The following is a 25429-nucleotide window of genomic DNA, read 5'->3' on the forward strand; positions in this document are numbered from 1 at the left end:
GCGGGCAGACCCCGCCGGCACGCGGGCCGTGCCGCACGGCGGTTTGACCGCCTGCAGGCTGCCGGGCATGCTCCCGCGATGCCGCCTCTCCCCCCACTGATCGAAATCCGCGATGCTGTCGTCTGGCGGGGCAACACACGGGTCTTCGACGGCCTGGATCTCGTCATCGAGTCCGGGCAGCACACCGCGATACTCGGACCGAACGGGGCCGGCAAGACCACACTCCTGAAACTCGTGAGCCGCGAGCTCTACCCGGAGGCGCGGGACGAGCCCGCGGTGCGCGTGCTGGGACACGGCCTGCAGGTGGTGAGCGACCTGCGCAAGCGGCTCGGGCTCGTCTCCGACGACCTGCAGCACGAGACCATGGACCGCGTGCCGCTCGCGACGGCCGTGCTGTCCGGATTCGCCGGTAGCCAGGGACTGGCGGGCGTTCCCTTCGAGCCGGGTCCGGAGCACCTTGCGCGCGCCCGGGAGGTGATGGCCGAACTGGGACTCACGGGACTCGAGGACAGACCATTCCGCTCGCTCTCCACAGGCCAGCAACGCCGCTGTCTGCTGGCCCGTGCGCTGGTGCACAGCCCGGAGGCGCTGATCCTGGACGAGCCTACGGCCGGTCTGGATCCCGAGGCGGCGTTCTCCTTCCTCGCCCGCATCCGCGCTCTGATCCGGGCGGGCACGACCATTGTGCTGGTCACCCATCACGTGAACGAAATCCCGCCCGAGATCGACCGGGTGATACTGCTGAAGGCGGGGCGCGTGGTGGCGGAAGGGCCGAAACCGGAACTGCTCACCGCGGCACGGCTCAGCGATCTCTACGGCACGGCCGTCCGGCTCGTCGAATCAGAGGGTTTCTTCGTCGCGCTGCCCGGCTAGCACCATGCTGCACTCGCCGCGCATGCCGGCGATCCACTCGCGAATCAGGGCGACCCCCTCCTCGTGCACGAGCGCACGGCCGAGTTCGGGCATGGCGGCGGCCGGATCACCGGTCTCCATGCGGTAGACGAGTATCGAGGCGTCCGGATCGCCGGGCACGATGGAGTAACGCCGGTTGCCCGAGCCGCGGCCGGCCGCGATCGGCGGCTTGCAGCGGCCGAGCCGCCGAGGGCCGGCGGTATCGATATCGAGGAAAAGGCCGGAGGTATCCGCGGCACCGCGGGGGTTGTGGCAATGGCCGCAATTGACGTCCAGGTAAGCCCTCGCACGCGCCGCGACGTCGCCAGCGTCTGACCCGTCCCAGCGGGCGAGGCGCGGCGCCTGCTCGCCCGGCGGCGCCCCGGTGAGATAGCCGGCATCCGTCCAGGCGGCGAGCTGATCGCCGCCGGGGGCTGCCGCGCTGTCCACGCCGACAGCGTTCAGGTGCCGGGTCTTCGGCCCGAGGGGCCGGAGCTCCTTGCTGGTGTGGTCGGGGCGATGGCAGCCGCCGCACTGATTGGCATCGGGCACGACATAGGTGAACGGCCGTTCGCGCCCGTCGGCGGCGACCAGACGCAGCGCCAGCATGTCGCCCACCGGCCGCAGCGTCGCCTCCGTCTGCGCCTCGTTCCAGACGTAGGGGTAGGCCTCCCAGCCGTCGGCCTGTTTCGCGAGCAGGCGGGTCTCGACCAGGCGCACTCCCTCCAGCGGCAGCGCGGCGCCGTCGAAAAGGCGCTGCCTGGCCTCTGCGTAGACCGCGCCCGGCCCTGCGACCGGATAGTAGAAAGTCTTGGTGAGTACCGTGCCCACCGGGAAGTCCCAGTCACCGGTCTTCCGGTAGCGGGCCGCGCGGCCTTCCGGCATCCAGACCGTGCGCAGCTTCTGCGCGTAATCGGAGAACAGCGGCGTGTTCAGGGTGTAGGGCAGCACCCGCTCGTTCGGCACCAGCCGGTCGCCGTCGGCCAGCACGAGCCCCCATTCGCTCAGACGCTCGGGCGGCGACTCGTGGAAGGCGGGTGCCTGGCGCTGGCTGCAGCCGGCGGCCAGCGCCAGCGCCAGCACGGCGATTGCCATCGCAGCGAGTGAGCGGCCCCGGTTCATGCCTCGCCGTCGGCCAGCGCCAGCTCCACGGCCGGCAGCTTGTCGTGGCTGCAGCGGTGGCCCGTCATGTCCGTGGTCACGTCTTCGCTGCCGTTGCCCATGTCGGCGTTCAGCACCAGGGCCGGCTCATTGTCCACGCAGATCGCGTACGGCGGCTTCAGCGTGCCGGTCTCGTCGGTCTTCTGCGGGTTGGCGTAACCGTCCCAGAGGATATCCGGCAGCGAGCCACGGAGCCCGAACATGGCCACCTTCAGGGTCTTCAGCGCGAGCGTATCGGGCGAGTCGCCGCCGCCGGAGAAACGGTTGCCGTAGATGTAGATGGTCTCCGGATAGGGGTCGTAGTCCTCGGCGACCTCCATCATGCCTTCGAAGCCGGACGAGAAATAACTGGAGACGATCACGTTGGCCGTCTCGTTGTCCGCGATGTCGTTGTCGAAGATCTCCACACGGTCGTTGGCGTTGATCAGTACCCCGGTGCCGGCCGGGACGCCGGACACCGCCGTGCCCTCGGCCGCGAAGTTGCCGGTATTGTTGGCGATCACCCGGTTGCGGTAGACCCGCGTCGAATGGCCGGGCTGGGGCAGGTCCGGCATGTTGAAGACGAGGATGCCGCCGGTGTTGTTGGTGGCGAGATTGCCGTAGACGTCGGCCCCGATGGTGTTCTCGATCTCGATGCCGGCCACGTTGAATTCGGCGCGGTTGTTGCGCACCACCACGTTGCGGGACTGGCCGACGTAGATGCCCGCGTCCGATGCGCCGATCGCCACGCAATCCTCCAGCAGCAGGTTCTCCACCTGCACCGGATAGAGGCCGTAGGCGCCGTTGTCCGTGTCGGGTCCGCCCGTCCATTCGGCACGCACGCGCCGGATGACGATATTGCGGCCCTCGTTGACCTTCAGCGCATCGCCCACCGTGTCCTCGATGCCCACGTCCTCCATCAGGAAGTCGCTGGCGTTCACGAGCAGCCCCTCCGCGCCCTGGACCTGACCGGCGAACGAGAGCACCGAGCGGTCCATGCCGGCGCCACGGATCGTGACCCCGTCTGCGTTCAGCGTGAGGCTGCGGGTGATGCGGTGGACGCCGGGCGGGATCTCGATGACGTCGCCGGGCCGGGCCTCGATAAGTTCCTGCAGGAGCTGATCCTGATACGCCGTATCCGGCGGCTCTGCGGAGTCGTCGGCCGAGCCGCCTTCGGGCGGCTGGCCGCAACCCGCCGAGAGTGCGGCGATACCGATGACGATCCACAGACGACGTGTACTCATGCTCCCCTCCGTTTCCGCGCTCGACGTTGTGCGGACCGCCATATTGTAGCGAACCCGCGCGGCCCGTATTCGTCGTCGGGCCGGCAGACGGACCGACTGATGGATCGGCCGGATTGTGACCTGCACCCGGGCAACCCGGCCGCGTTTCCGGTGCAATCGGGCTTGGAGCGGCCTGTGCCGTCGCCGCCGGCCACAGCGAGGGCGCTGCCGCATCCGGCGTGCTTGACATAATATATGGAGGCCCAGGGGGCCGCGGAGATCCAGGTGACGGACTACTCGCCGGTACTCGACAATCCCTACGCCCGACAGCTGGCGTCCGGGTTCCGGTGGCTGCGCTTCGACCGCCGGCTCGAAGCGGAGTACCAGCAGCATCACCTGTCGATGACGCTCCTGCAGACCCGTGCCGGCCTGGCACTGGGGCTGGTTCTGCTATGCGCGCTGATAGCCGTGGACCACTATTTCATGCCGCCGGAGTATGCCCGGATCTCGAACCCCGTGCGGCTCTTCGTCATCATCCCGGCGGTCCTCGGCGTCCTGCTGCTCTCCTACTGGCAGCCTGCCCAACGCATCATCAAGCTGTTCACCATGATCGCGGCGATCATCGCCGGCCTGGGCTCGCTCGCCATCGGCGCACTGGCGGCCGACCTCGGCACGCCCTATTACTTCTCCGGCTTCATGACCATCACGGTCTACATCTATTTCTTCCTCGGCCTCGGCTTCTACTACGCCACGGCCACGGCGCTCACGCTGCTCTTCACTTTCGTCGGCCTCAGCCTGGCGCTGCAGGGCGTCACGGTGGACCTGATGTACAACGGGCTGTACATCCTGTTCACGAACTTCATCGGCATCTTCGGCGCCTACTCGCTGGAGCGCGGCCGGCGGCGGAGCTTCCTGGAGGCCAACCTGATGGAGCGTGTCGCCGGGCAGGACAAGCTCACCGGGCTGAGCAACCGGCGCGCCTTCGACGAGCGCTACCGCTCCGCCTGGCAGAAGGCGTCGGCCGACGAAGTCCGGCTGGGCCTGCTGCTGATCGACGTCGATCACTTCAAGGAATACAACGACCAGTACGGCCACCAGGCCGGCGACCGGGCGCTCATCACCGTGGCGAAGATGGTGCGTACCGCCGTGCGCCGGCCCACCGACATGGCGGCCCGCTACGGCGGCGAGGAATTCGTGGTGCTGCTCACGGGCACCACCGAGCAGTACGCCGCGAAACTCGCCGAGCACATCCGGGTGAGCATCCTGCAGCTAGGCATCCCGCACCGCGTAGATGGCCGGCCCGCCAGATTGAGCGTCAGCGTAGGCGTCGCCACGACCCAGCCCGCCGCCGACCGTCGCAGCTCGGAGGGTCTCATTCAGATGGCAGACGAGGCGCTCTACGCCGCGAAAGCGGGCGGGCGCAACCAGGTGCAGATCGCGACGCCGGACCCCGACATGCAGACGGGCACCTTCCGCATGGGCGCCGCCTGACGACGGCTCACCCCGCGGCGTCCGCCGGCGGCAGGTGCCCGCTCTTCACCCAGAAGACGGCGCCGGTGCCGGAACGCACGGCATGGCCGCTGCCGGACGGCAGACGCAGCCAGTCGCCGGCAACGTATTCCCGCTCGCCGTCCGAGAGCCCGCCCTCGATCAGGAATACCTCCTCGCCGCCGGGGTGCTCATGCGACGGGATACGGGACCCGGAGGCCATGCGGTAGAGTGCCACACGCTCGCTGCCGTGGGCGTGCAGAGGCAGGCGCTCGACACCCTCGACGCCGGTCGCTTCCCAGGCGCCATGGTGCGTATCGACCACCACGCGCGCCAGGTCGTCGTCGGCGAACTGGCGCAGTTTCACCAGCAGCACGCAGCCCTCGGGACTGGCAGGCGAGTGGGAGGAGCCCGGCGGATTGCGCACGTAGGTGCCGGCCGGGTACTCGCCGTGTTCGTCAGCGAACACGCCCTCCAGCACCAGGAACTCCTCGCCCTTGCCGTGGGTGTGTTCGGGGAAGCGGCTATCGGCTGCGTAGCGCACCAGGCTGGTGGCCCGAGCGACCTCGTCGCCGACCCGGTCGAGCATGCGCCGCTCCACTCCGACCGTGGGCGACGGGACCCACTCCATCTCGCTGGTCCGCTCGAATGCCGGCGCGGCGAAGTCCGCATTGACTCGCATGGGCAGTCTCCGGAAAGAGAAGGGCCCCTGATCCTGCGATCAGGGGCCTCCTGTCTGTTTCGCTTATTACCGAGCTGGATGATCAGTAGTTGTATTCGACCTCAAAGCCGATAATCCGGCCCTTGTTCAGCGGCGAGAAGGTGGCGCCCGGGAAGAAACCGAGCTGCGTATCGCCGCCGATCGTTGCCTCGTCCTTGAGATTCTTGCCGAACGCTGAGAGTTTCAGAGCCCGGTCCATCATGAAGAGCGACACGCTGGCATCCAGCATGTCGGCCTCCTTCAGCTGGCCCTGGTTATTGTCATTGTAGGGGGCTTGGTCCCGATGGTTGAAACTGACCTGAGCGTTGACGGCCATACCGTTGCCGATATCCCGGTCATAGATCACTCTGGCGCCATAAGACCAAGGAGCGAGTCGCGGGATATCGAGTGCGAAATCCGCCTCATCGACGACGCCGTTCGACGACGGGGGGCCGAAAGGACCCGTTAGGTCAGCCCGAATCTCATCATACTCACCGTCCACGTAGCCCGCATTCACCGATACAGTGATCGTGTCGGTGGCGAACATCCAGGCTTCAAGGTCGAAGCCCTGGATCGTGGCGTCTGCGGTGTTATCGAACGTCTGAACAACACCGGTTGGCGCCTGCTCATTAATCTCTCGCTGCAGATCCTCGATGGTGTTGTAGAAAACCGCGGCGTTCACGCGCATCATGCCGCCGAGGAGATCGGCCTTCACACCGAGTTCGAAAGAATCCTGCGTCTCCTGATCAAGCGGTCCTGGCGGGAAGTCAGGATCGGTATTTCTCATGTTATAGCCGCCGCTCCGGAACCCACGGGTATAGAAACCGTAGATCTGCATCGTGTCATCGGGCCGGAACTGAAACCCGACCTTGGGCGTGAAGCTACTCCAGTCTTCATCATCAACGAAGTTATAGAACGTGCAACCATCCGCGATAGTGCACGCTGGTGAGCCCTGCGCGAGGCCCAGGCCGAGCGTTGCAATATCCACTTCTTTCTCTTCCGCGCTGTAGCGGCCACCCAGGGTGAGTGTCCAGCGCTCTGACAACTGGTAGTCCAACTGGGTAAACACACCCCAGGTCGTCTGCTCCTGAAGCCCGCCACCGACGATACGAGGCGGCGCGCCCGTTGCCTGAACTGCGGGACCGAAATTGCGGACCTCGCGATAGTCGAGATCCTGTGTCAGGTAATAGACGCCGCTGGTCACAAAAGTAGTGCCGAAGCTGCCTGAGTAGCGCAGCTCGTTGGAGAGCTGATCCTGTTGTGTCAGCGCCTCGGAATGGAAGAGGAAGTTCGGCGTTGCATCTATGTCGCCGGTCGATGCGTTCTCGTACTCGCGCCACGCAAGAATATTCACGATCTCGCCGTTGCCGAAACCGACATCCACCGAAGTTTCGAGTATGGCCTGGTCCCACTCGTTATCGTAGGAACCCGGAAAGTCGATGGCGAAGTCGAAACTATCACGACTGAAGAGGCCCCCGTTCTGCCCCGCCGGTCCGTCCCCGTCCGAACGCGCGTTCTCTGTACGAAGGAGAAACTCGACAGCCTCCGCAGGCCGCCACGTGAGGCCGGTACGGATTATCGTGGTATCGGCTTCACCGAAATCGCTGCCATCGAAATCGTTGGTGTGCCAGCCACCGTCCTTGTTGTGGTAGACGGCGAATTTACCGAGCAGCGTCTTCGAGTCGTTCAGCGGCCCCGAGAATACGCCTGAAGTAATAACGTTGTTGCCCGTCTCGACGGCGGCTTTGACCTTCATCGACGGTTCTTCGGTCGGCCGGGTCGTCTGCAGCAGCACGGCACCGCCGGTTACATTCCGGCCAAACAGAATGCCCTGCGGCCCACGAAGAACTTCTACGGAGGCCAGGTCGAAAGTATCGAATACGACTCCCGCCGGAATACCGTAGTACATCCCGTCGACGAATACTCCCACGGTCGGGTCGATGGACGGGATCGAACTGCTGATGCCGATACCGCGGATCGAGAAGTTCGCGACCCCCCGGGTGGTGCCGATATCCTCGAGCTGCACGTTCGGAACGCCGTAACCGAGCGCCTTCAGGTCACGCAGATAGAGCGCGTCGATCTGTTCCTCGCCAAGCGCTGTAACAGCGACAGGCACGTCCTGCACTTCCTGGCCACCTGCCCGCTTGGTCGCCGTGACAACGATCTCCTCGACGAAGGCATCTCTGGTCGACTGGGCCTGCGCAAGCGTTGCTGCGCCGGTCATGGCGGCGAGAGCGAACACTGCGGTCGCCCACCGGGCGATACCGGTTATTCCATGTTTCACGATTTCTCCCCCTCTGATGTCTGCACGTGCCGAAGCCGGCGCGCGATCTTGCGCAGTGCGGCTATCGGCCGTGGCCGGACGCCGGCTGCGAATCAAGCATAGCGAGGGCCGTTCGATGCGGTCAAGAAAATTGTCGGATTGTTGCAACAAACCGGTGGATGCGAGGACGGCATTCAGGCGTTACCCGGTAATTCCGGCGGCATTGGACCACCTGCCAGCTACGGATTCCGTTTATGTACAATACTCAGACAAGGCCGACGGGCAGGCCGGCGGGCATCCCCACCCGGCGGCCGAATTTGTTGCCCCCAAGCCACAACCAGGAAGAGGCGGCCTCGTCGCCGGACCGGAGACCTCATGACCGAAAGACTGTTCGAGCAGGACGCCTATCTGCAGGATTGCACGGCGACCGTCGTTGCGGCGGAAGAGGACGGGATCGTGCTCGACCGCACCGTGTTCTATCCCCTCGGCGGCGGCCAGCCCGGCGACCGGGGCTGGCTGGAGACGGCCGCGGGCGAGCGCATCGGCATCGTCGATACCCGCAAGGGGGAGGCCGGTGTCATCCGCCACGTCCCGGCCGAGGACACCGCACTCCCCTCCCCCGGCGAGCAGGTGCGCGCCGTGATCGACTGGGAGCTGCGCTACCGGCACATGCGCATGCACACCTGCCTGCACCTGGTGGGCGCCGTGATCCCCCACGGCGTCACCGGCGGCAATATCAGCGCCGCCAAGAGCCGGCTCGACTTCGACATGGAGGAGACGCTGGACAAGGAGGCAGTAACGGCTGCGGTGAATGCCCTTATTGCCGGGGATCACGAGGTGCAGTCGCGCTGGATCACGGGCGAGGAGCTCCGCGATCAGCCGGAACTCGTGCGCACCATGTCGGTCTCACCGCCCATGGATGCCGGGCACATCCGGCTGCTCGAGATCCCGAACGTCGACCTGCAGCCCTGCGGGGGCACCCACGTGCGGCGGACGAGCGAGATCGGGCCCATTCGGGTCAGCAAGATCGAGAAGAAGGGCCGGCACAACCGGCGCGTGAACATCGTATTCGCGGACGCCTGAACGACGTGACCTCGCCGCGTCACGGCGGGACGCGGCCTTCCCTATCACCCACGGACACCGCAGAGGCAACATGTACACACGAGGTCTGCTCGCATTCACGACCCTGATGATCGCGGCCTGCGGCCAGGACTCCGGCACCGCCACCGGAGCCGGCACGGCACCGGCCGCGGACAACGACGAACCTCCCGCCGTCGGTAACCCGCTGCTCGACGACTGGGACACGCCCCACGGGGTGCCGCCCTTCGACCGCATCCGCGCGGAGCACTACCTGCCGGCCCTGCGCGAGGGCATGCGCCGGGAGCGCGCGGAGGTCGAGGCCATCGTCGCCAACCCCGAGCCGCCGACATTCGCGAACACCGTCGAGGCACTGGAGCGTACGGGTTCGTCCCTGGAACGCACGGCGCGGGTCTTCTATGCCGTGAACTCGGCCCATTCGGACGACGTCATCCGGCAGACGGCGAAGACCATCGCGCCGGAGCTCTCGGCCCACGACGACGAGATCCTGCTGAACCCGGCCCTGTTCGAACGCATCGACACGCTCTGGCAGGCCCGGGAAGGTCTCGAGCTGGATGCCGAGGCGCTGCGGCTGCTGCAGGAGACGCACAAGGCGTTCGTCCTGGCCGGAGCGGCACTGGACGACGAAGCCCGCGCAGGGCTGAAGGAGATCAACAGCCGCCTCGCCGTGCTCGAAGAGGACTTCCAGCAGAACGTGCTGGAGGAAACCAACCGGTTCGAGTTGCTGGTCACCGACCGGGCCGACCTCGGTGCGCTGCCGGCGAGCCTGGTGGCCACCGCCGCAGCGGAGGCGGAGCGCCGCGGGCACGACTGCGAGGACTGCTGGGTCTTCACGCTGCAGCGGCCGAGCATCGAGCCGTTCCTGGAGTACTCGCCGAACCGTGAACTGCGCAAGACGATATTCATGGGCTACGCCCTGCGCGGCGACCGGGGCAACGAGGCCGACAACAACGCGTTGGTCACCGAGATGGTGGCGCTGCGCGCCGAGCGGGCCCGGCTGCTCGGCTTCGACAATCACGCCGCCTCGGTGCTGGTGGACCGGATGGCGCAGACGCCGGAGCGCGTGTACGAATTGCTGGACGAGGTCTGGGAGCCGGCGCTGGCCATGGCGAAGCGGGAACGGGATGCGCTGACCGCGATGCTCCGTGCCGACGGTATCGAGGGTGAACTGGAGCCCTGGGACTGGCGCTACTACACCGAGAAGCTGCGTAAACAGCGCTACGACTTCGACGAACAGGCGCTCAGGCCCTGGTTCGAGTTCTCCGCAGTGCGCAGCGCAGCCTTCGAGCTGGCCGGCCGGCTGTTCGGCCTGACCTTCGAGGAGCGCCCGAACCTGCCGCGCTGGCATCCGGACCAGCAGGTGTTCGAGGTATTCGACGCGGACGGCTCCCATCTCGCCATCCTCTACATGGATTGGTTCGCCCGGGAGAGCAAGCGCGGCGGCGCCTGGATGAACGCGCTGCGTCAGCAGTCGGACCTGGACGGATTCGTCACCCCGGTAGTGACCAACAACTTCAACTTCCCGGCGCCGGCACCCGGCCAGCCCGCCCTGCTCCGCTACTCCGAGGCGGAGACGCTCCTGCACGAGTTCGGCCATGCGCTGCACGGCATGCTCTCCGAGGTGCGCTATCCGTCACTGGCCGGAACGAGCACCGCGCGCGATTTCGTGGAGCTGCCCTCGCAGGTGATGGAGAACTGGCTCGGCGAACCGGAGATGCTGAACACCTTCCGTCACTACGAGACCGGCGAGCCGCTGCCGGACGAGTTGATACGGAAGATCCAGGCGACGGCGAAGTTCAACCAGGGCTTCCGCACCGTGGAGTACATGGCGGCGTCCTATCTCGACATGGCCTACCACATGCTGGAGCCCGGCGCGGAGGTGGTGCCCGAGCAGTTCGAGCGCGCGGAGATGGAGCGCATCGGCCTGATCGACGACATCATCCCCCGCTACCGCAGCACCTACTTCCGGCACATATTCTCCAGCAGCTATTCCGCCGGCTACTACAGCTATCTGTGGTCCGAGGTCATGGACGCCGACATCTTCCAGGCCTTCCGGGAGCAGGGGCTGTTCGACCGGGAGACGGCTGCGGCCTTCCGCGAGGAGATCCTGTCGAAGGGCGGCACGAAGCCGGGCCTCGAGCTGTTCCGGGCCTTCCGCGGGCGCGATCCGGTCATCGAGCCGCTGCTGGAGCGGCGCGGGCTGCTGCCGGAAAGGCCGCTGGCGCCGTAGAAAACAAAAAAGCCGGGCCATTGCTGGCCCGGCTGCGGCGCACGACGAGGGGCGCGGATCCGATCCGGGGGAGGCTGGACCGCATCCTGTCCGGCGCAGGGGCCGCGAGTCTCAGCGGTCCTGGCTGCCCGGGGCGGCCACGGTGGCCTCGATGTTCATGGCGACCGCCTCCCGGCCCGGCGCCAGCTCCGCGGCTTTCTCGAACTGCTCCCGCGCCGCCTCCAGATCGCCGGTCAGGTAGTGCCAGGCACCCAGGTTGTTGTGGTCACTCCAGGTGGCGTAGCGGTTTTCCGCGGCGAGCCTGCAGGCCTCGCCCGCCAGGTCGTAGTCCTTCTGGCGCAGGTGGGCGTTGCAGAGAGTCGCGTAAGCCCGGTTGCGGGCGTACTCGCCACGCAGCCGATCGATGCGCGGCGCGATGAGGCCGACCGCCCGCTCCGTGTTGCCGGCCGCGAGCGCCACCTCGGCGCGGTGTACGAACTCCGGCGTCGTCTGCAGTTCCAGGCCCGCCGCCGCCGCGTCCGTGGCGCCGAGGGCGCCGGTCAGTGTCAATGCCAGTGCGGCCAGTTGTATTGCGATGCTCATGGGTATCTTCCTCTCGATGAACCGTGGACATACGGTATGGATTGCACATACGCATAGCAATAAAGAAAAAATATAATTACTATTCATTAATGAATACCAAGACGTCGTTGCGGGACTGGGGTGACATCCGCCTCTTCCTCGCTATCGTGGAGCACGGCAGCCTGCTCGCCGCCTCCGAACACCTGTCCGTATCCCAGCCGACGCTGGGCCGCCGCCTCGCGGCGATGGAGAAACGCATGGGGGTGCCACTGTTCGTGCGCACGGGCCGGCGCATGCAGCTCACGGACACGGGCCGTGCCATCCTGGAGAACGCGCGGCGCATGGAACGGGAGATGCTCGCCATCGAGCGCGCCGTGGACGTGCAGTCGAAAGGCCTTGCCGGCGAGGTGGTGATCACCGCCACGGAGGGAACGGGCACCGAATGGCTGCCGCCGGAGCTGACCGAATTCCGGCGGCGCTATCCGGATATCACGCTCAACATCCGTGTGGACAGCCGCACGATGGATCTGCTGCGCCGGGAAGCCGACATCGCGCTGCGCCTCGGCGAACCGAAAGAGCCCGAACTCATCGGCCGCCGGCTGGTCACCGTGGGCTTCGGCCTGTACGCGGCACCTTCCTATCTGCAGCACGCGCCGCCGCTCGAGTCCCTCGACGATCTCGCGCACCACGACCTGATCGGCCTGGAACAGGCCGGCAGCCAGGCGCACCTCGTGCCCGGCGACGAACTCGCCCATCTGCCGACCGGGCGCTTCGTCTTCACCACCAACAGTGCGGCGGCGCAGATGTCCGCCGCCCGGGCCGGTTACGGGATCGCGGTACTCTCACACCGCTGGGTCGCCATGCTGCAGCGCGGGCTGGTGCCGCTGCTGCCCGGGACGAACCTGTTCGAGGCGCCGATGTGGCTGCTCACTCACGAGGAACTGCGTCACAGCGCCCGCATCCGCGCCGTCTCCGACTTCCTCACCGAGCGGGTGCTGGCGAACAAGGAGCAGTTCGAGGGCGGCAAGGCCGCCTGACGGGTGGGAGGGCCTTCAGGCCCGACCCGTTATTCTTTTGGCGTAGGCCCGTCATGCGGCGGTATCCATCGCCGCGACCTTTTGTCGGGAGCAAGATGGATACCCCCGCAGGGCGGCCACAATAGAGGGGGGACCGGCCAGGAAAGAAAAGCGCGGTGTCAGCGCAGCGGCACGCCGCGGCCTGGTGACCAGGGCACGCCGGCCCCGTCCAGGCGTTCCTTCAGACCCGCCAGTTCCGCCTCGATCAGCTGATCCAGCGCCTGCTTCACCTCCGCGAACTCGGCCTCCGCGATCTCGAGGCTATTGAGCTGAGTGGCGGTCGGGCCATAGGCATTCTTCGTATTCCCGAAACCTGCCACGTTCAGGCGGCGAGAGATCGAGACCGGCTGCGCATCGCCCATCTCGGCGCGTTCCCCGTGGCCGCTGAGACGCACAGCGAGGCTCCTGGCGCGTTCTTCGATGTCCTGGGCCGTGGCGTAGAGCGCCGGATCCGCCGTGGAGCGGGTCAGCACCTCCTTGATGGCGCCGGTCTCGCTCGTCAGCGCCTCCACGCTCGCCACGGCGGCACTGACCGCGCGGCCGAGCTCCGCCACGCGGCGGTCAAAGCGCACACGCTCGCTCTGGGCCGGGCCCGCGAGTACGGGTTCGCGGATGGAGGTGACGCGGAAGCTCTGCGGTGCACCCACGGTCTCGACGCGGCCGTTGACGCGCCGCGCCAGGGCCACCGAATACTCGCCGGGCTCCACCAGCACGCCGTGACGGATCTCCCAGGGCGAGGGCTCCTCCTCGCTCTCGGGCTCCCAGCGATTGAGGTCCGGGTAGCGCAGGTCCCATGCCACCCGGTGGAAACCGGCCTCGGCCGGCGCCTCGATGTGGCGTACGACCTCTCCCGCCGCGTCGCGCACCGTCAGCCACACGGCCGGCGTATCCTCCAGTTCCTCGTCCAGCACGGTATCCCAGTCCGGGAACGGGATCGGCGCCCCCTCGAGCTCCAGTTTCTTCTCACGTTCCCGGCGTTGCTCCTCCCGACTGCGGATCTTCTCCGGCAGGTAGTAGGTGAAGACCGCGCCGAAGGGCGGATTCGGCGCCACGTAGAAGCTCGCGCCCTGGAATGCCTGGCAGCCCGGGGCGCCGCAGCCGAGGGGGTCACGGGGCACGTACCAGGCGGCATCGCGCACGGGGAACAGCACCGTCTCTTCGGCGAGCGTCTCCCCGCTCAGGTCGCGCAGCGGCGAGTAGTCGTCGAGCACGAAGAAACCGCGGCCGAAACTGGCGACAACCAGGTCGTTTTCCCGCCGCTGGATCTCGAGGTCCCGGAAAGAGATCGTGGGGATGCCGCCGTCCAGCTCGGTCCAGTTGCCGCCGCCATCCACGGTGAAGAACAGGCCGAACTCCGTGGCCGCGAACAGCAGGTCCGGGTCGACGTGATCCTGGATCACCCGCCAGACAATGTGACGGTCAGGCAGGTCGTCGGCGATGCTGCGCCAGCTGCGGCCCCGGTTGGTGCTCTTCAGGATATGGGGCTGGAAGTCGCCGGCCTTGTGATTGTCCACCGCCACGTAGACGGTGTCCGGGTCGTGCAGGTCGGCCTTGATGTCGTTCACGTAGAAGTAGTCCGGCACGCCGGGCAGTGAGTCGATCTCGCGCCAGGTCTCGCCGCCGTCCTCCGTGATCTGGATGAGCCCGTCGTCGGTGCCCACGTAGATCAGACCCTCGACCAGCGGTGACTCGTCCAGGTTGGCGATGGTGCTGTACTGGGACATGGCGTAGAGGTCCCACGGGGCGTCGAAGCTCCAGCGCTTGCCCATCATCGGCTGGCGCAGCCGGTCGATGTCGCGGGTGAGGTCGCCGCTCAGCGAGCGCCACTCGTCGCCGCGATTGTCGCTGCGCCAGAGCCGCTGGCTGGCGAAGTACAGCCGTGCCGGATCGTGCGGACTGATCAGGATGGGCGCATCCCAGTTGAATCGCTCCTCCGGCTCGCCGCGGCCCGGCTGGGGCTGGATATAGACCGTCTCGCCGGTGCGCCGGTCGTACCGATTCAGGTTACCCCTCTGCCACTGCACGTAGACGATGTCCGGGTTGGTCGGATCGGCCTCGGGCTCGTGTCCGTCGCCGCCGAGGGCCACGAACCAGTCCGCATTACTGATGCCGTGGATATTCGCCGTGCGTGCCGGACCGCCCTGGGTCGAATTGTCCTGGGTGCCGCCGTAGATGTTGTAGAAGGGTTCGTCGTAGTCCACCGAGACCTTGTAGAACTGCGTGATCGGCAGATTGGAGACGTAGCGCCAGGTCTCGCCGAGATCGAAGCTCTCGTAGATGCCGCCGTCGGTGCCGACGATGAGGTAGTCGGGATCGTCGGCGCGGAATGCCATCGCGTGATGGTCGACGTGTTTGGCATCCCGGCCCATCTTCGTGAAGTTGGCGCCGCCGTCGCCGGTGACGTGCAGATAGACGTCCATCTGGTAGACCCGGTCGAAGGCGTGAGGGCTCGCGAACAGCTCCTGGTAGTAATGGGGACCGGTGCCGGAGGAGAGATAGTCGTTGCGCTTCTCCCACGTCTCCCCGCCGTCCGCGGAGCGCCAGAAACCGCCGGTGCGGCGCTCGAGTTCGATGGTGGCGTAGACGACATCCGGATCCTGCGGCGAGATGGCCAGACCGATCTTGCCCATGTCGTCCTCGGGCAGCCCCTCGCTCAGTTCCCGCCAGGTCTCGCCGCCGTCTTCGGACTTGTGGATGCCGCTGCCCGGACCGCCGTTCATGAGCGCGGCCACGTTGCGATAGCGCTGCCAGGTCACCGCGTAGACCACATCCGGGTCGCGCGGGTCCAGGTGCACCTCGTTCGCGCCCGTGTATTCGTCGTCGCCGAGCAGCTCCTCCCAGGTCTCGCCGCCGTCGACGGACTTGTACAGACCACGCTGACCGCCGGCGGACCAGAGCGGGCCCTGAGCGGCCACCCAGATGACGTCCGAGTCCCGCGGGTCGATGCGGATCATGCCGATGTGCTCGGACCGCTCGAGACCCATGCGCTCCCAGGTCTCGCCGCCGTCCCGGCTGCGATACAGTCCGTCGCCGTAGCCCACGTGGCGCCCGCTCACGTTCTCGCCCGTGCCCACCCAGACCGTGTCCGGGTCGTTGGGGTCGAGGGTGATGCAGCCGATCGAATAGGAACTCTGGTCGTCGAAGATCGGCTCCCAGGTAGTGCCGGAGTTCGTCGTCCTCCACACGCCGCCGCTGCCCACCGCCACGTACCAGACGCTCGGGTCCTCGGGGTGCAGCACGATGTCGGCGATGCGCCCGGACATGAAGGCCGGCCCGACGTTGCGGAGCTCCAGCCCTTCCAGGGTGGCTGCGTTGAGTCCCGGCTCGACCTCCTCGTCGGTCGCGTCAGCCGCGAAGACGGCAAGGGGGAGTAACAGGGATGCGAACAGCAGTCTGGCGGACATCTTCATCATCCATCCTTTGTTGTGCTAACCGGTTTTCCGCCCTGCGGATGGCCGGGCGGATGGGGTAGGTCACTATGCCATAACCGGCGGCGCGGGTTCAGCGGAAGCGGACGCCCAGGCACTCCGCGAGCACCCGGCGCAGCGCCGGCAGCGAGGCCGGGTCCAGCACGTTGATGGCCGGCACGCCGCTCAGCTTGCGCACCAGCGCTATCGCCGCGCTGGTGCTCGTGGCCGGCCCCATGACCACGTCCGGGCGCAGGCCGAAGGCATGCTCGACGCCGGTGACCGCATAGGGATCGGAGGCACACAGGACGGCGCAGCGGATCCGCTCGCCGAGCTCGGCAATGGCCGCGGCACCGTTGTAGGGCTCCAGTGGCGAGGCACCGGCTTCCACCACCACCACGTCGGGCCGGCGCCGCGCGATGCGCCCGAGCAGCGGCCGGATGGCTGCAAGGAATACGTCCTCCGGTACCACGGTGGAAGGCAGGCCTGCGTCCACGAAGTCGAACACCGCATCGGCACCTGCGTCCTGGAAACTGAGCACGTCGCGGTAGCGGCCGGCTCCCGTGAGCTTCACGCCGACCACGTCGAGACCGGCAGTCGAGAGCTCGTGGACGATGACGCGTCCCGCGGTCGTCTTGCCGGCCGACATCGAGGTGCCGTACAGCAGCACCACCGGGACCTCGAGGGGCTGCGGCTCGGCCGGCTCGACGAAGTCCCCCATCGCGAGCTTGCGGCCGTCGCGCAGCACATGCCCCCGGTACTCCAGCGTGAGCGGCCGGGGCAATATGAGCGAGAGGGAGACGAAGCGCCCGAACAGGCCGGCGCCGGTCATCGCATGCATCTCGTCGCCTTCTATGTCGCGCCAGCTGCCGACCCCTTCCAGCGTGGCCTCCCGGTTGCCGAAGGCGCCCACCACGAGATCGCCCGGCAGCACCCGCACGTGCCGGCCCGTGGCGGTCTCGATCTCGTACAACGGACCGGGCGTACCGGTCACGGCGCCCACCACGTAGTCGCCTCCCGCCCAGGCCGTATGCGGGAGGCGTTCGATGGCGAACGGCTCCACGTCCAGGTCCGCGATGCGGGTCAGGCTACCGAGGAATAGGCCGGTCATGCCTCGCCTCCCCCGGCGATGTCCGGCGCGAGGAGCAGGGAGCCCAGCAGCGCGGTGCGCTCCAGCGTGCGGTCGAGGTACAGGAACTCGTGCTCGGCATGGGCGCCGTCGCCGACCGGGCCGAGTCCGTCCAGGGTGGCGGTGTACAGGCTGGTGGTATTGCCGTCGGAGCCGCCGCCGGCTCGGGCCTCGGTGAGATGGAGTCCGAGCGCCTCGCCATGGGCCAGGGCCGTCTCCCACAGGGCACGGTTGCGGGGCGTCGGCTCCAGGGCCGGCCGGCCGAAGTCGCCCTCGGCGCGGATGCGCACGCCCGGCGTCTCCGGCTCGAGACCCCGGATGGCCGCATCGATGCGCTGCGCATCGTCATGGGTCGGCACGCGGACGTCGATCACCGCCTGACTGAGCGGCGCGATCACGTTGGGCCGCATGCCGCCGTCCACCGTCCCCACGTTCACGGAGACGCCGCGCTCACCGTCATTCAGCGCGAACAGCTTCTGGATGACGTGCGAGAGTTCCAGGATGGCGCTGGCGCCGCCCTCCGGGTCCAGTCCCGCGTGAGCCGCCTTGCCGTGCACGGTCACGGTGTAGCGCGCCACTCCCTTGCGCGCCGTCTTCAGCTGCCCCTCCGCGCCCAGCGAGGGCTCCAGCACGTAGGCGCGCCGGGCGATGCGCGCGAGCCGGCGGACGTGGCGGCCGGAGTCGCGGCTGCCGATCTCCTCGTCCGCGTTGACGAACACCACCGGCGTGAGGGGCGGCTCGAGACCGAGGGCGCGCAGGGCCGCCAGCGCGAAGACGATTTGCGCGAGCCCGCCCTTCATGTCGAATACGCCGGGCCCGCGGATGACGTTGCCGTCCACCTCGAACGGCCGCTCGGCCAACGTGCCGACGGGCCAGACCGTATCGTAGTGGCCGATCAGAAGCTGCACGCCGGCGCCGCGGCGCCGGTGGCGAGGCCGCGCATAGAGATGACCCCCGGTCCGATGGCCGTGCAGCGGCTGCGTGTGGTAGCCGAGTTCTTCCAGGCCGGCTGCGAGCACGGAGCGCACGCGCCGCTGGGTCTCGGGCACGGACGAGGGGGATTCCGCCTCGACCAGGTCGCGCAGGAAAGCGATGAGCCGGTCCCGCTCGGTCTCGAGCTGCGCCAGGATCTCGGGTCCACGCAGCCGGTCCATGGCCTATTTCTTCATGTCGGCCGGGAACGGGAAGGCGTTCGACGCGTCGATGCTCGCGAAGCGCCCGGGGTGGAGATAGGCGAACAGGGGCGCGTCGCGGATGAGCTCCTGGTCGTCGCGGTCGGAGGTGCGCAGCGCGGCGGCATCGATCCTTGCGGCGACGATGCGACCGGTGACCAGGCTGTTGACGCCGAAGTCATCGTAGGTCCGGTGGTGCTCGCATTCCAGGAACAGATATGCGTCCTCGATGAACACGCCGTCGATAGTCTCCGCCGGGAACGTGGTGAAAGCATCCAGGACCGGCTTTTCCCCGGAGTCACATCGCGGCGAGGCGGCCAGGCCGGCGAACAGGACCTGAGAGGGCCTCGGGTAGCTGACCGTGAAGACGCCCGTGCGGCGGATGTTGCGGTAGGTGCTGTGGGACGGCGTGCAGACGAAGCCGAAGTAGTTCTCCCAGCCCATTGGGCTGACCATGTGCTTGGGAGCGAAGTCCGGGCTGCCGTCCTCGTCCCGGGTGCCCACCAGTACCAGCGGCGCCACCGTGAAGCAGCGTTCCCAGACGGGGCGCGACACATCCAGCGTCACGAGCCGGCTGCGGGGTGTGTCTGTCATCCCGACCTCCCTGGGCTATCTGCAAGAGGCAGTCTGCGAGCGGCCGCCTGCGGGTCTCGCTTCCACGCTACCGCCGGTCCCGGGCCGGACCAATAAGTAGATGCCGCCGGCACGAGGGCCTCAGGAGAAGTTCAGGGGATGGGCAGCTCCGTCGTGCGCCGCACCGTGCGCAGAGCGACGCTGGAGTGCACCCGGGCGACGCCCGGCAGCGTGGCGAGGTGCTGGCGATGGATGCGCTCGAAGTCCGCCATGTCGGCGACCACCAGACGCAGCAGGTAATCGAACTCGCCGGTCATGAGATAGCACTCCATCACCTCCGGCAGCTCGCGCACCGCCGCCTCGAACGCGTCGAGATCGCTCTGCTCCTCGCGCTGCAGCGTGATGCTGACGAAGACGTTGCCCGGCAGCCCCGCCCGGTTCTGGTCGAGCAGCGCCGCGTAGCGCTCGATGAGCCCGCCCCGCTCCAGCGCGCGCACCCGGCGCAGGCAGGCGGATTCGGAGAGATTCACGCGGGCCGCGAGTTCTACGTTGCTGATGCGCCCGTCGCGCTGCAGGGCGCGCAGTATGGCTCTGTCGTATCGGTCCATATTCATCGCAGGAGATTGCGTATTAGTAATTAGTTACCGCAGATTCTGCCACGAAAGTGGGTCGGCATGCCCGTGATTCGCAACGCCCGCCCGCGCCCGGCGTTATGCTGTTTCTATCTGAGACTGCCGGCGAGACAGGGGGATCATCATGCGTATCGGCGTACCGAAAGAGATCAAGGTCCACGAGTACCGGGTCGGCATGGTGCCGGCTGGCGTGAAGGAGATGGTGCAGGCAGGTCACGAGGTGGTCGTCGAGACCGGCGCCGGGCTCGCCATCAACATGACCGACGACGACTACCGCGCGGCCGGCGCCAGCATCGCCGCGGACGCCGCCGAGGTGTTCGAGCAGGGCGAGCTCATCGTCAAGGTGAAGGAGCCCCAGCTGAAGGAATGCGAGATGCTGCACGAGGGGCAGGTGCTGTTCACCTATCTGCATCTCGCCGCCGACCCCCAGCAGGCCGAGGGCCTGGTCAAGTCCGGCTGCACGGCCATCGCCTACGAGACAGTCACCGGCCCCGGCGGCTCGTTGCCGCTGCTGACGCCCATGAGCGAGGTGGCCGGACGCATGTCCATCCAGGCCGGTGCCTTCGCGCTGCAGAAGGCCGGCGGCGGCCGCGGCATCCTGCTGGGTGGCGTGCCCGGCGTGCGGCCCGCCCGGGTCGTCGTGCTGGGCGGCGGCGTCGCCGGCACGAATGCGGCGGAGATGGCCATCGGCCTCGGCGCCGAGGTGACGGTGATCGACCGCTCCGTGCCCCGTCTGCGGCAGCTGAACGACATCTTCGGCGGCCGCCTGAAGACGGAATTCTCCACCCAGCATTCCATCGACACCCTGGTGCCGCGCGCGGATCTCGTGATCGGCTCGGTGCTGATCACCGGCCACGCCGCGCCGAAGCTGGTGACGGCGGAGCACGTGAAGGCGATGTGGCCGGGCTCGGTGCTGGTCGATATCTCCATCGACCAGGGCGGCTGCTTCGAGACCAGCCGGCCGACCACCCACGCAGAGCCCACCTACATCGTGGACGACGTCGTGCACTACTGCGTCACGAACATGCCCGGCGCGGTGCCGCGCACCTCCACGTTCGCGCTGACCAACGTGACGCTGCCATTCGTGCGCGCGCTGGCGGACCACGGCTGGCGCAAGGCGCTGGCGGCGGACGTGCACCTGGCCCGCGGGCTGAACGTGCATGCCGGCCATGTGACCCACGAGGCCGTGGCGGAGGATCTCGGCTACAGCTACATGCCGGCGGAGGAAGCAGTCAGCGCGGCGTGACGCCGGGGTCGCCGCCCGAGCCACCGCCCGGACCCGACCGGTCCGCCCTCCCGCGGGCTGGCTGCACTAGCCGGACACCCGGCGCCCGCCCTGCCAGTAGCGGTCGCGGAGCTTGAACTTCTGCAGCTTGCCCGTGGCGGTACGGGGCAGTTCATCGATGAACTCCACCGACGTGGGGCACTTGAAGTGCGCCATGTTTTCCCGGCAGAAGGCGATCAGCTCCTCCTCGCCGAGCTCGTGACCGTCACGCAGTACCACCAGGGCCTTCGGCGTCTCGCCCCACTTCTCGTGGGGCACGCCGATGACGGCACACTCCAGCACGGCCGGATGCCGGTACAGCGTGTCCTCGATGTCCGGCGAGCTGATGTTCTCGCCGCCGGAGATGATCACGTCCTTCTTGCGGTCTACGATATGGATGTTGCCGACGGCGTCCCACACAGCGAGATCGCCGGTGTGGAAGTAGCCGTCGCGGATGGCTCTGTCCGTCTCCTCGGGCTGCTCCCAGTAACCCTCGAACACGACGTTGGAGCGGGCGCAGACCTCGCCCACCGACTCACCGTCCTTCGGCACCTCGTTGTCGTCGCCGTCCAGCAACCGGATATCGACGCCGATGGCCGGCACGCCGGCACGCGCCCGGCGCTGCCAGTCGTCCTCCGCCGTCGCGAAATCCGGGCTGGAGTAAGTCAGGAACGGTGACGTCTCGGTGAGGCCGTAGAGCTGGATGAACTCCCAGCCGAGCTCGCGCTCCAACCGCTCGATGAAGGCGGCGGGCGGCGGCGCACCGGCCACCGTGAACCGCGGCTTCACGACGATATCGTGGGCGTCCTTGTCGGGGTAGTCGAGGATCGTGCGCAACACCGCGGGCGCCATGCAGGCGAAGGTCACCCCCTCCTGCTCCATCAGCTCATAGATGCGCCGACCCTCCACCGCACGCAGGACGACGTGCGTGCCGCCCATCCCGGTCAGCGCGTAGACGCCGCCCCAGCCGTTGACGTGGAACAGCGGCAGCGTCCACAGCTCCACGTCGTCATGGGCGACGCGCAGATGGGCGATCAGGCTGTAGGCGTTGAGGTAGCAGTTGCGGTGCGTGAGCATGACGCCCTTTGGCCGCGCGGTGGTGCCGGACGTGTAGTTGATGGAGACCACGTCGTTCTCGTTCCGCGCCGGAGGCGCCGGAGCGTCCGGCGACGCCGCCGCGATGAGCGTCTCCCAGTCCGTCCAGCCGTCCCGTTCGGCGCCGTCGTGGGCCGCCACCACCCAGTGCTCCACCGCAGGCAGCCGGTCGCGGATGGCGTCCACCATGTCGGTGTACTCGTAGTCCACCAGCACCGCCTTCACGCCGGCATGGTCGATGATGTAGGCGTGGTCCTCCGGCGTCAGCCGGTAGTTCAGGGGCACCAGGATCGCGCCGATGCGGGCGGTGGCGAAGAAGCTCTCCAGGAAGAAGTGGGAGTTCGGACTCAGGATGCAGACCCGGTCGCCCTGGCCGATGCCGAGCCCCGCCAGCGCGTTGGCGAGGCGGTACACCCTTTCGGCGTACTCCGCGTAAGTGTAGCGGCGGTCGCCGTCCACGACCGCGGTCTTGTCCGGGTACAGGCGCACGGGGCGCTCCAGGAAATCGTCGACGAGCAGCGGTACCTGCATCCGGCATCCCCCTTCCGGTTATCGTTGTCTGCGTCGCCGCGCAAGGCGTGGCGAGCCGTGTCGCGAGTCATCGATTATGCGTGCTCCCGCCGCGGGTTTCACCTGTTCCGGCCACGCTGCGGTCGGCCACGGCAGACAGGGGCCGGCGCTCTCGCGTAGGCTGGCTACATGGTCAAGGGCTGCGAGCAGGACACCGGGGCATCGGCATGGACCCGACGGGCTGGCCGCTGACGGCACTGGTGGCCGCGTTCGGCGCGGCAGCGGCGCTGATCGGCGTGTTCGGAGTGATCATGACCCGGGCGGCGCGCGACCTCGCCCACCGCACCGGTCTCGGCGAAGCGCTCACGGGCGCCGTACTGATCGGTGGTGCCACGTCGCTGTCCGGTATCACCACCTCGGTGACCGCCGCCTGGAACGGGCATGCGGAACTCGCCGTCAGCAATGCGCTCGGCGGCATCGCGGCCCAGACGGCTTTTCTCGCCATTGCGGACATCTTCTACCGCCGGGCCAACCTGGAGCATGCGGCAGCGTCGGTCGAGAACCTGATGATGTGCGCTTTCCTGATGATCCTGCTCGCCCTGCAGATGATCGCCTTCGCCGTGCCCGGACTCGCCGTGCTCGGCGTACACCCCGGCAGCGCAGTGCTGATCGGCGCCTATCTTCTGGGACTGTCGCTGCTGGTGCGCACCCACAAGAGCCCCATGTGGCTGCCGAAGCGCACGGCGGACACGCGGCCGGACGGTAGCGACCGCCCCCTGCGCACCCGGCTGGGGCTTCCCTCGCTGTGGCTGACTTTCGCCGGCTGTGCCGCGGTGGTGGGCTCCTCGGGCTGGGTTCTGGCCCGGGTCGCCGTGCCGCTGGCCGCCCGCACGGGACTGTCGGAGAGTTTCGTCGGCGGTACCCTCACCGCGGTCGCCACCTCGCTGCCGGAACTGGTCATCGCCGTCTCGGCCGTGCGCATGGGCGCCCTCACGCTGGCGGTCGGTGACATCATCGGCGGCAACGCCTTCGATACGCTGTTCGTGGCCATCTCCGACTTCGCCTACCGCGAGGGTTCGATCTATGCGGCACTCGCCGGCGCCGAGCTGCTGTGGCTGGCCCTCACCCTGCTGATGACCGCCGTCCTGATGGCCGGGCTGCTGTTCCGCGAACGCCACGGGGTGGGCAACATCGGTTTCGAGAGCGTCCTGCTGCTGCTCGTCTATCTGGGGGGTGCCGGCCTCGTCGGGCTCGTCACCTGAGGCCGTCATCCCGGCGGCGGCTCGGTGGAGCAGCGACGGGTGACGGCGAACGCGATCAGGACGCCCACGGAGACCACGGCGATGATCAGGGTGGCGAGCGCATTGATGTCCGGGGTCACGCCGAGCTTCACCTTCGAGAAGATCAGCATCGGCAGGGTGCTCGCCCCCGGGCCGGACACGAAACTCGCGATGACGAGATCGTCCAGCGAGAGCGTGAACGCGAGCAGCCAGCCGGCCGCCATGGAAGGGGCGATCAGGGGCAGCGTGATGTCGAAGAGCACCCGATGCGGCCGCCCGCCGAGGTCCATGGCCGCCTCCTCCAGCGAGGTATCCAGCGCGACGACCCGGGACCGCACCACCACCGCCACATAAGCCATGGCGAAGGTGATGTGGGCGATGGTGATGGTCGTCGCGCCCCGCCCTCCCGGCCAGCCGATGAGCCCCTGCAGCGTCACGAACAGGAGCAGCAGCGAGAGACCGGTGATCACCTCCGGCATCACCAGCGGCGCGGTGATCATGCCGGTGAACAGCGTCCTGCCGCGGAAGCGGTGGAAGCGCGCCAGGGCGAGCCCGGCCATGGTTCCGAGCACGGTCGCGACGGTCGCGGTGACCAGCGCGACGCGCAGACTGAGCAACGCCGCATCGAGCACCTGCTCGTTGCGCAGGAGTTCCCCGTACCAGCGCGTTGAGAAGCCGCCCCACACGGTGACCAGCCTCGAGTCGTTGAACGAGTAGATCACGACCAGCACGATAGGCAGGTAGAGGAACGCATAGCCGAAGGCGAGCACGCTCAGCAGGAATCGGGACCGGCGCCTCATCGCTCCGTCCCCGCCTGGTAGCGCTGCAGCAGCATGATCGGCGCGACCAGCAGCAGCAACAGCACCACCGCGACACTGGACGCGAGCGGCCAGTCCCGATTGACGAAGAACTCGTCGAACAGCACGCGGCCGATCATCAGGCTCTCCGGCCCGCCCAGGAGATAGGGGATGACGTATTCGCCCATGGCCGGGATGAAGACCAGCAGGCAACCGGCTATGACACCCGGCCGCGACATGGGCCAGGTGACGTCGCGGAACGCCTCCCAGGGCCGTGCGCCCAGATCCGCAGCGGCCTCCACGGCATCCTGGTCCAGCCGTTCCAGAGTCGCGTACAGGGGCAGGACCATGAACGGCAGATAGGAGTAGACGATGCCGATGTAGATCGCCAGATCCGTGTAGAGGAGCGCGAGCGGCTGATCGATGACGCCCAGCCAGAGCAGCAGCTGGTTGATGAAGCCGTGGTTGTTCAGCAGCCCGATCCAGGCATACACGCGCAGCAGGAACGAGATCCAGAAAGGCAGGATGATGGCGAGGAGCAGATAGCCGCGGATCCGCTCACCCGCCCGCGCGATCGCGAGCGCCATCGGATAGCCGAGCAGGAGACAGAGCACCGTCGCGCTCGCGGCCAGCAGCACCGAGCGGAGATAGGTGTAGAGATAGAGTTTGTCCTGCAGCAGAAACAGATAATTGTCCGCGCTCGCCTGCAGCCCGCCGGTCGCCGGGTCCAGCAGCGGCGTGAACGGCGGCTGCGCGATCACCGGATCGGACAGGCTGATCTTCAGGACGATCGCGAACGGGGCGAGGAAGAACGCGAGCAGCCAGAGGTAGGGCGCCGCCACCACGATGCGCTCCCAGAGCGCGTCGCGGTGGCGTTGTCCGACCGGATGATGCACGCCG

General features: G+C 67.6%; 20 protein-coding genes. 7 read left to right on the forward strand and 13 right to left on the reverse strand.

Annotated elements, in window-relative coordinates:
* The first annotated feature begins 78 nt into the window (after positions 1-78).
* Positions 79-873, forward strand: a complete 795-nt coding sequence (locus ACJMKX_RS03710) for an ABC transporter ATP-binding protein (protein WP_405221211.1) — start codon at positions 79-81, stop codon at positions 871-873.
* On the opposite strand, the gene ACJMKX_RS03715 is transcribed toward ACJMKX_RS03710, so the two are convergent.
* Both ACJMKX_RS03715 and ACJMKX_RS03720 read right to left on the reverse strand, forming a co-directional pair.
* Positions 841-2013, reverse strand: a complete 1173-nt coding sequence (locus ACJMKX_RS03715; protein ID WP_405221214.1) for an SO2930 family diheme c-type cytochrome — start codon at positions 2011-2013, stop codon at positions 841-843. The two genes, ACJMKX_RS03710 and ACJMKX_RS03715, sit on opposite strands and share 33 nt — an antisense overlap.
* Positions 2010-3275, reverse strand: a complete 1266-nt coding sequence (locus ACJMKX_RS03720; RefSeq protein ID WP_405221217.1) for a parallel beta-helix domain-containing protein — start codon at positions 3273-3275, stop codon at positions 2010-2012. The genes ACJMKX_RS03715 and ACJMKX_RS03720 overlap by 4 nt, the downstream gene beginning before the upstream one ends.
* 234 nt (positions 3276-3509) lie before the next feature.
* On the opposite strand from ACJMKX_RS03720, the gene ACJMKX_RS03725 reads away from it, so the two are divergent.
* Positions 3510-4745, forward strand: coding sequence for a GGDEF domain-containing protein (locus ACJMKX_RS03725; protein ID WP_405221220.1), 1236 nt, complete (start codon positions 3510-3512; stop codon positions 4743-4745).
* 7 nt (positions 4746-4752) lie between these two features.
* Here ACJMKX_RS03725 and ACJMKX_RS03730 read toward each other — a convergent pair whose 3' ends face one another.
* Both ACJMKX_RS03730 and ACJMKX_RS03735 read right to left on the reverse strand, forming a co-directional pair.
* Positions 4753-5424: a cupin domain-containing protein gene (locus tag ACJMKX_RS03730; protein ID WP_405221223.1), complete on the reverse strand. Its 672-nt coding sequence runs from the start codon at positions 5422-5424 to the stop codon at positions 4753-4755.
* 82 nt (positions 5425-5506) lie between these two features.
* Positions 5507-7726 carry a TonB-dependent receptor gene (locus ACJMKX_RS03735; protein ID WP_405221226.1) on the reverse strand — a complete coding sequence of 740 codons (2220 nt, stop codon included), beginning with the start codon at positions 7724-7726 and terminating at the stop codon, positions 5507-5509.
* Positions 7727-8080: 354 nt separating this feature from the next.
* On the opposite strand from ACJMKX_RS03735, the gene ACJMKX_RS03740 reads away from it, so the two are divergent.
* Entirely contained in the window at positions 8081-8788 is a 708-nt protein-coding gene (locus ACJMKX_RS03740; RefSeq protein WP_405221229.1) for an alanyl-tRNA editing protein, read from the forward strand.
* 70 nt (positions 8789-8858) lie between these two features.
* The gene (locus tag ACJMKX_RS03745; RefSeq protein ID WP_405221232.1) at positions 8859-11033 is read left to right on the forward strand and encodes a M3 family metallopeptidase; all 2175 of its coding nucleotides are present in this window, start codon (positions 8859-8861) and stop codon (positions 11031-11033) included.
* A gap of 111 nt (positions 11034-11144) precedes the next feature.
* Here the strand turns inward: ACJMKX_RS03745 and ACJMKX_RS03750 are convergent, their stop codons facing one another.
* Positions 11145-11615, reverse strand: coding sequence for a tetratricopeptide repeat protein (locus tag ACJMKX_RS03750; protein WP_405221235.1), 471 nt, complete (start codon positions 11613-11615; stop codon positions 11145-11147).
* 89 nt (positions 11616-11704) lie between these two features.
* On the opposite strand from ACJMKX_RS03750, the gene ACJMKX_RS03755 reads away from it, so the two are divergent.
* Positions 11705-12631, forward strand: a complete 927-nt coding sequence (locus tag ACJMKX_RS03755; protein WP_405221238.1) for a LysR family transcriptional regulator — start codon at positions 11705-11707, stop codon at positions 12629-12631.
* A gap of 158 nt (positions 12632-12789) precedes the next feature.
* On the opposite strand, the gene ACJMKX_RS03760 is transcribed toward ACJMKX_RS03755, so the two are convergent.
* The 5 genes from ACJMKX_RS03760 to ACJMKX_RS03780 all read right to left on the reverse strand — a co-directional run bounded on the left by ACJMKX_RS03760 (position 12790) and on the right by ACJMKX_RS03780 (position 19565).
* Complete coding sequence (locus ACJMKX_RS03760) at positions 12790-16080, reverse strand: VPS10 domain-containing protein (RefSeq protein WP_405221848.1); 3291 nt, start codon at positions 16078-16080, stop codon at positions 12790-12792.
* Between the two features lie 91 nt (positions 16081-16171).
* Positions 16172-17188 (reverse strand): hypothetical protein, encoded by a 1017-nt coding sequence (locus ACJMKX_RS03765; protein WP_405221241.1) that lies wholly within the window; start codon positions 17186-17188, stop codon positions 16172-16174.
* A complete protein-coding gene (locus ACJMKX_RS03770; RefSeq protein ID WP_405221244.1) occupies positions 17185-18360 on the reverse strand; it encodes a M20 family metallopeptidase in 1176 nt (391 codons plus the stop codon). Before ACJMKX_RS03770 ends, ACJMKX_RS03765 begins: the two co-directional genes overlap by 4 nt.
* A gap of 3 nt (positions 18361-18363) precedes the next feature.
* Positions 18364-18972: a flavin reductase gene (locus tag ACJMKX_RS03775; protein WP_405221247.1), complete on the reverse strand. Its 609-nt coding sequence runs from the start codon at positions 18970-18972 to the stop codon at positions 18364-18366.
* A 131-nt stretch (positions 18973-19103) separates the two neighbouring features.
* Complete coding sequence (locus ACJMKX_RS03780) at positions 19104-19565, reverse strand: Lrp/AsnC family transcriptional regulator (RefSeq protein ID WP_405221250.1); 462 nt, start codon at positions 19563-19565, stop codon at positions 19104-19106.
* A gap of 142 nt (positions 19566-19707) precedes the next feature.
* Between ACJMKX_RS03780 and ald the strand changes: the two genes are divergently transcribed.
* Positions 19708-20829 (forward strand): alanine dehydrogenase, encoded by a 1122-nt coding sequence (gene ald, locus ACJMKX_RS03785; protein WP_405221253.1) that lies wholly within the window; start codon positions 19708-19710, stop codon positions 20827-20829.
* Positions 20830-20895: 66 nt separating this feature from the next.
* On the opposite strand, the gene ACJMKX_RS03790 is transcribed toward ald, so the two are convergent.
* The gene (locus ACJMKX_RS03790) at positions 20896-22473 is read right to left on the reverse strand and encodes a long-chain-fatty-acid--CoA ligase (protein WP_405221256.1); all 1578 of its coding nucleotides are present in this window, start codon (positions 22471-22473) and stop codon (positions 20896-20898) included.
* A 206-nt stretch (positions 22474-22679) separates the two neighbouring features.
* Between ACJMKX_RS03790 and ACJMKX_RS03795 the strand changes: the two genes are divergently transcribed.
* The gene (locus ACJMKX_RS03795; RefSeq protein WP_405221258.1) at positions 22680-23714 is read left to right on the forward strand and encodes a sodium:calcium antiporter; all 1035 of its coding nucleotides are present in this window, start codon (positions 22680-22682) and stop codon (positions 23712-23714) included.
* A 5-nt stretch (positions 23715-23719) separates the two neighbouring features.
* Here the strand turns inward: ACJMKX_RS03795 and ACJMKX_RS03800 are convergent, their stop codons facing one another.
* Complete coding sequence (locus ACJMKX_RS03800) at positions 23720-24532, reverse strand: ABC transporter permease subunit (RefSeq protein ID WP_405221261.1); 813 nt, start codon at positions 24530-24532, stop codon at positions 23720-23722.
* Positions 24529-25425 (reverse strand): ABC transporter permease subunit, encoded by an 897-nt coding sequence (locus ACJMKX_RS03805; RefSeq protein WP_405221262.1) that lies wholly within the window; start codon positions 25423-25425, stop codon positions 24529-24531. The genes ACJMKX_RS03800 and ACJMKX_RS03805 overlap by 4 nt, the downstream gene beginning before the upstream one ends.
* Positions 25426-25429 lie beyond the last annotated feature (4 nt).

This window comes from Lentisalinibacter sediminis (assembly GCF_040706615.1).
Lineage (GTDB): Bacteria > Pseudomonadota > Gammaproteobacteria > Steroidobacterales > Woeseiaceae > Lentisalinibacter > Lentisalinibacter sediminis.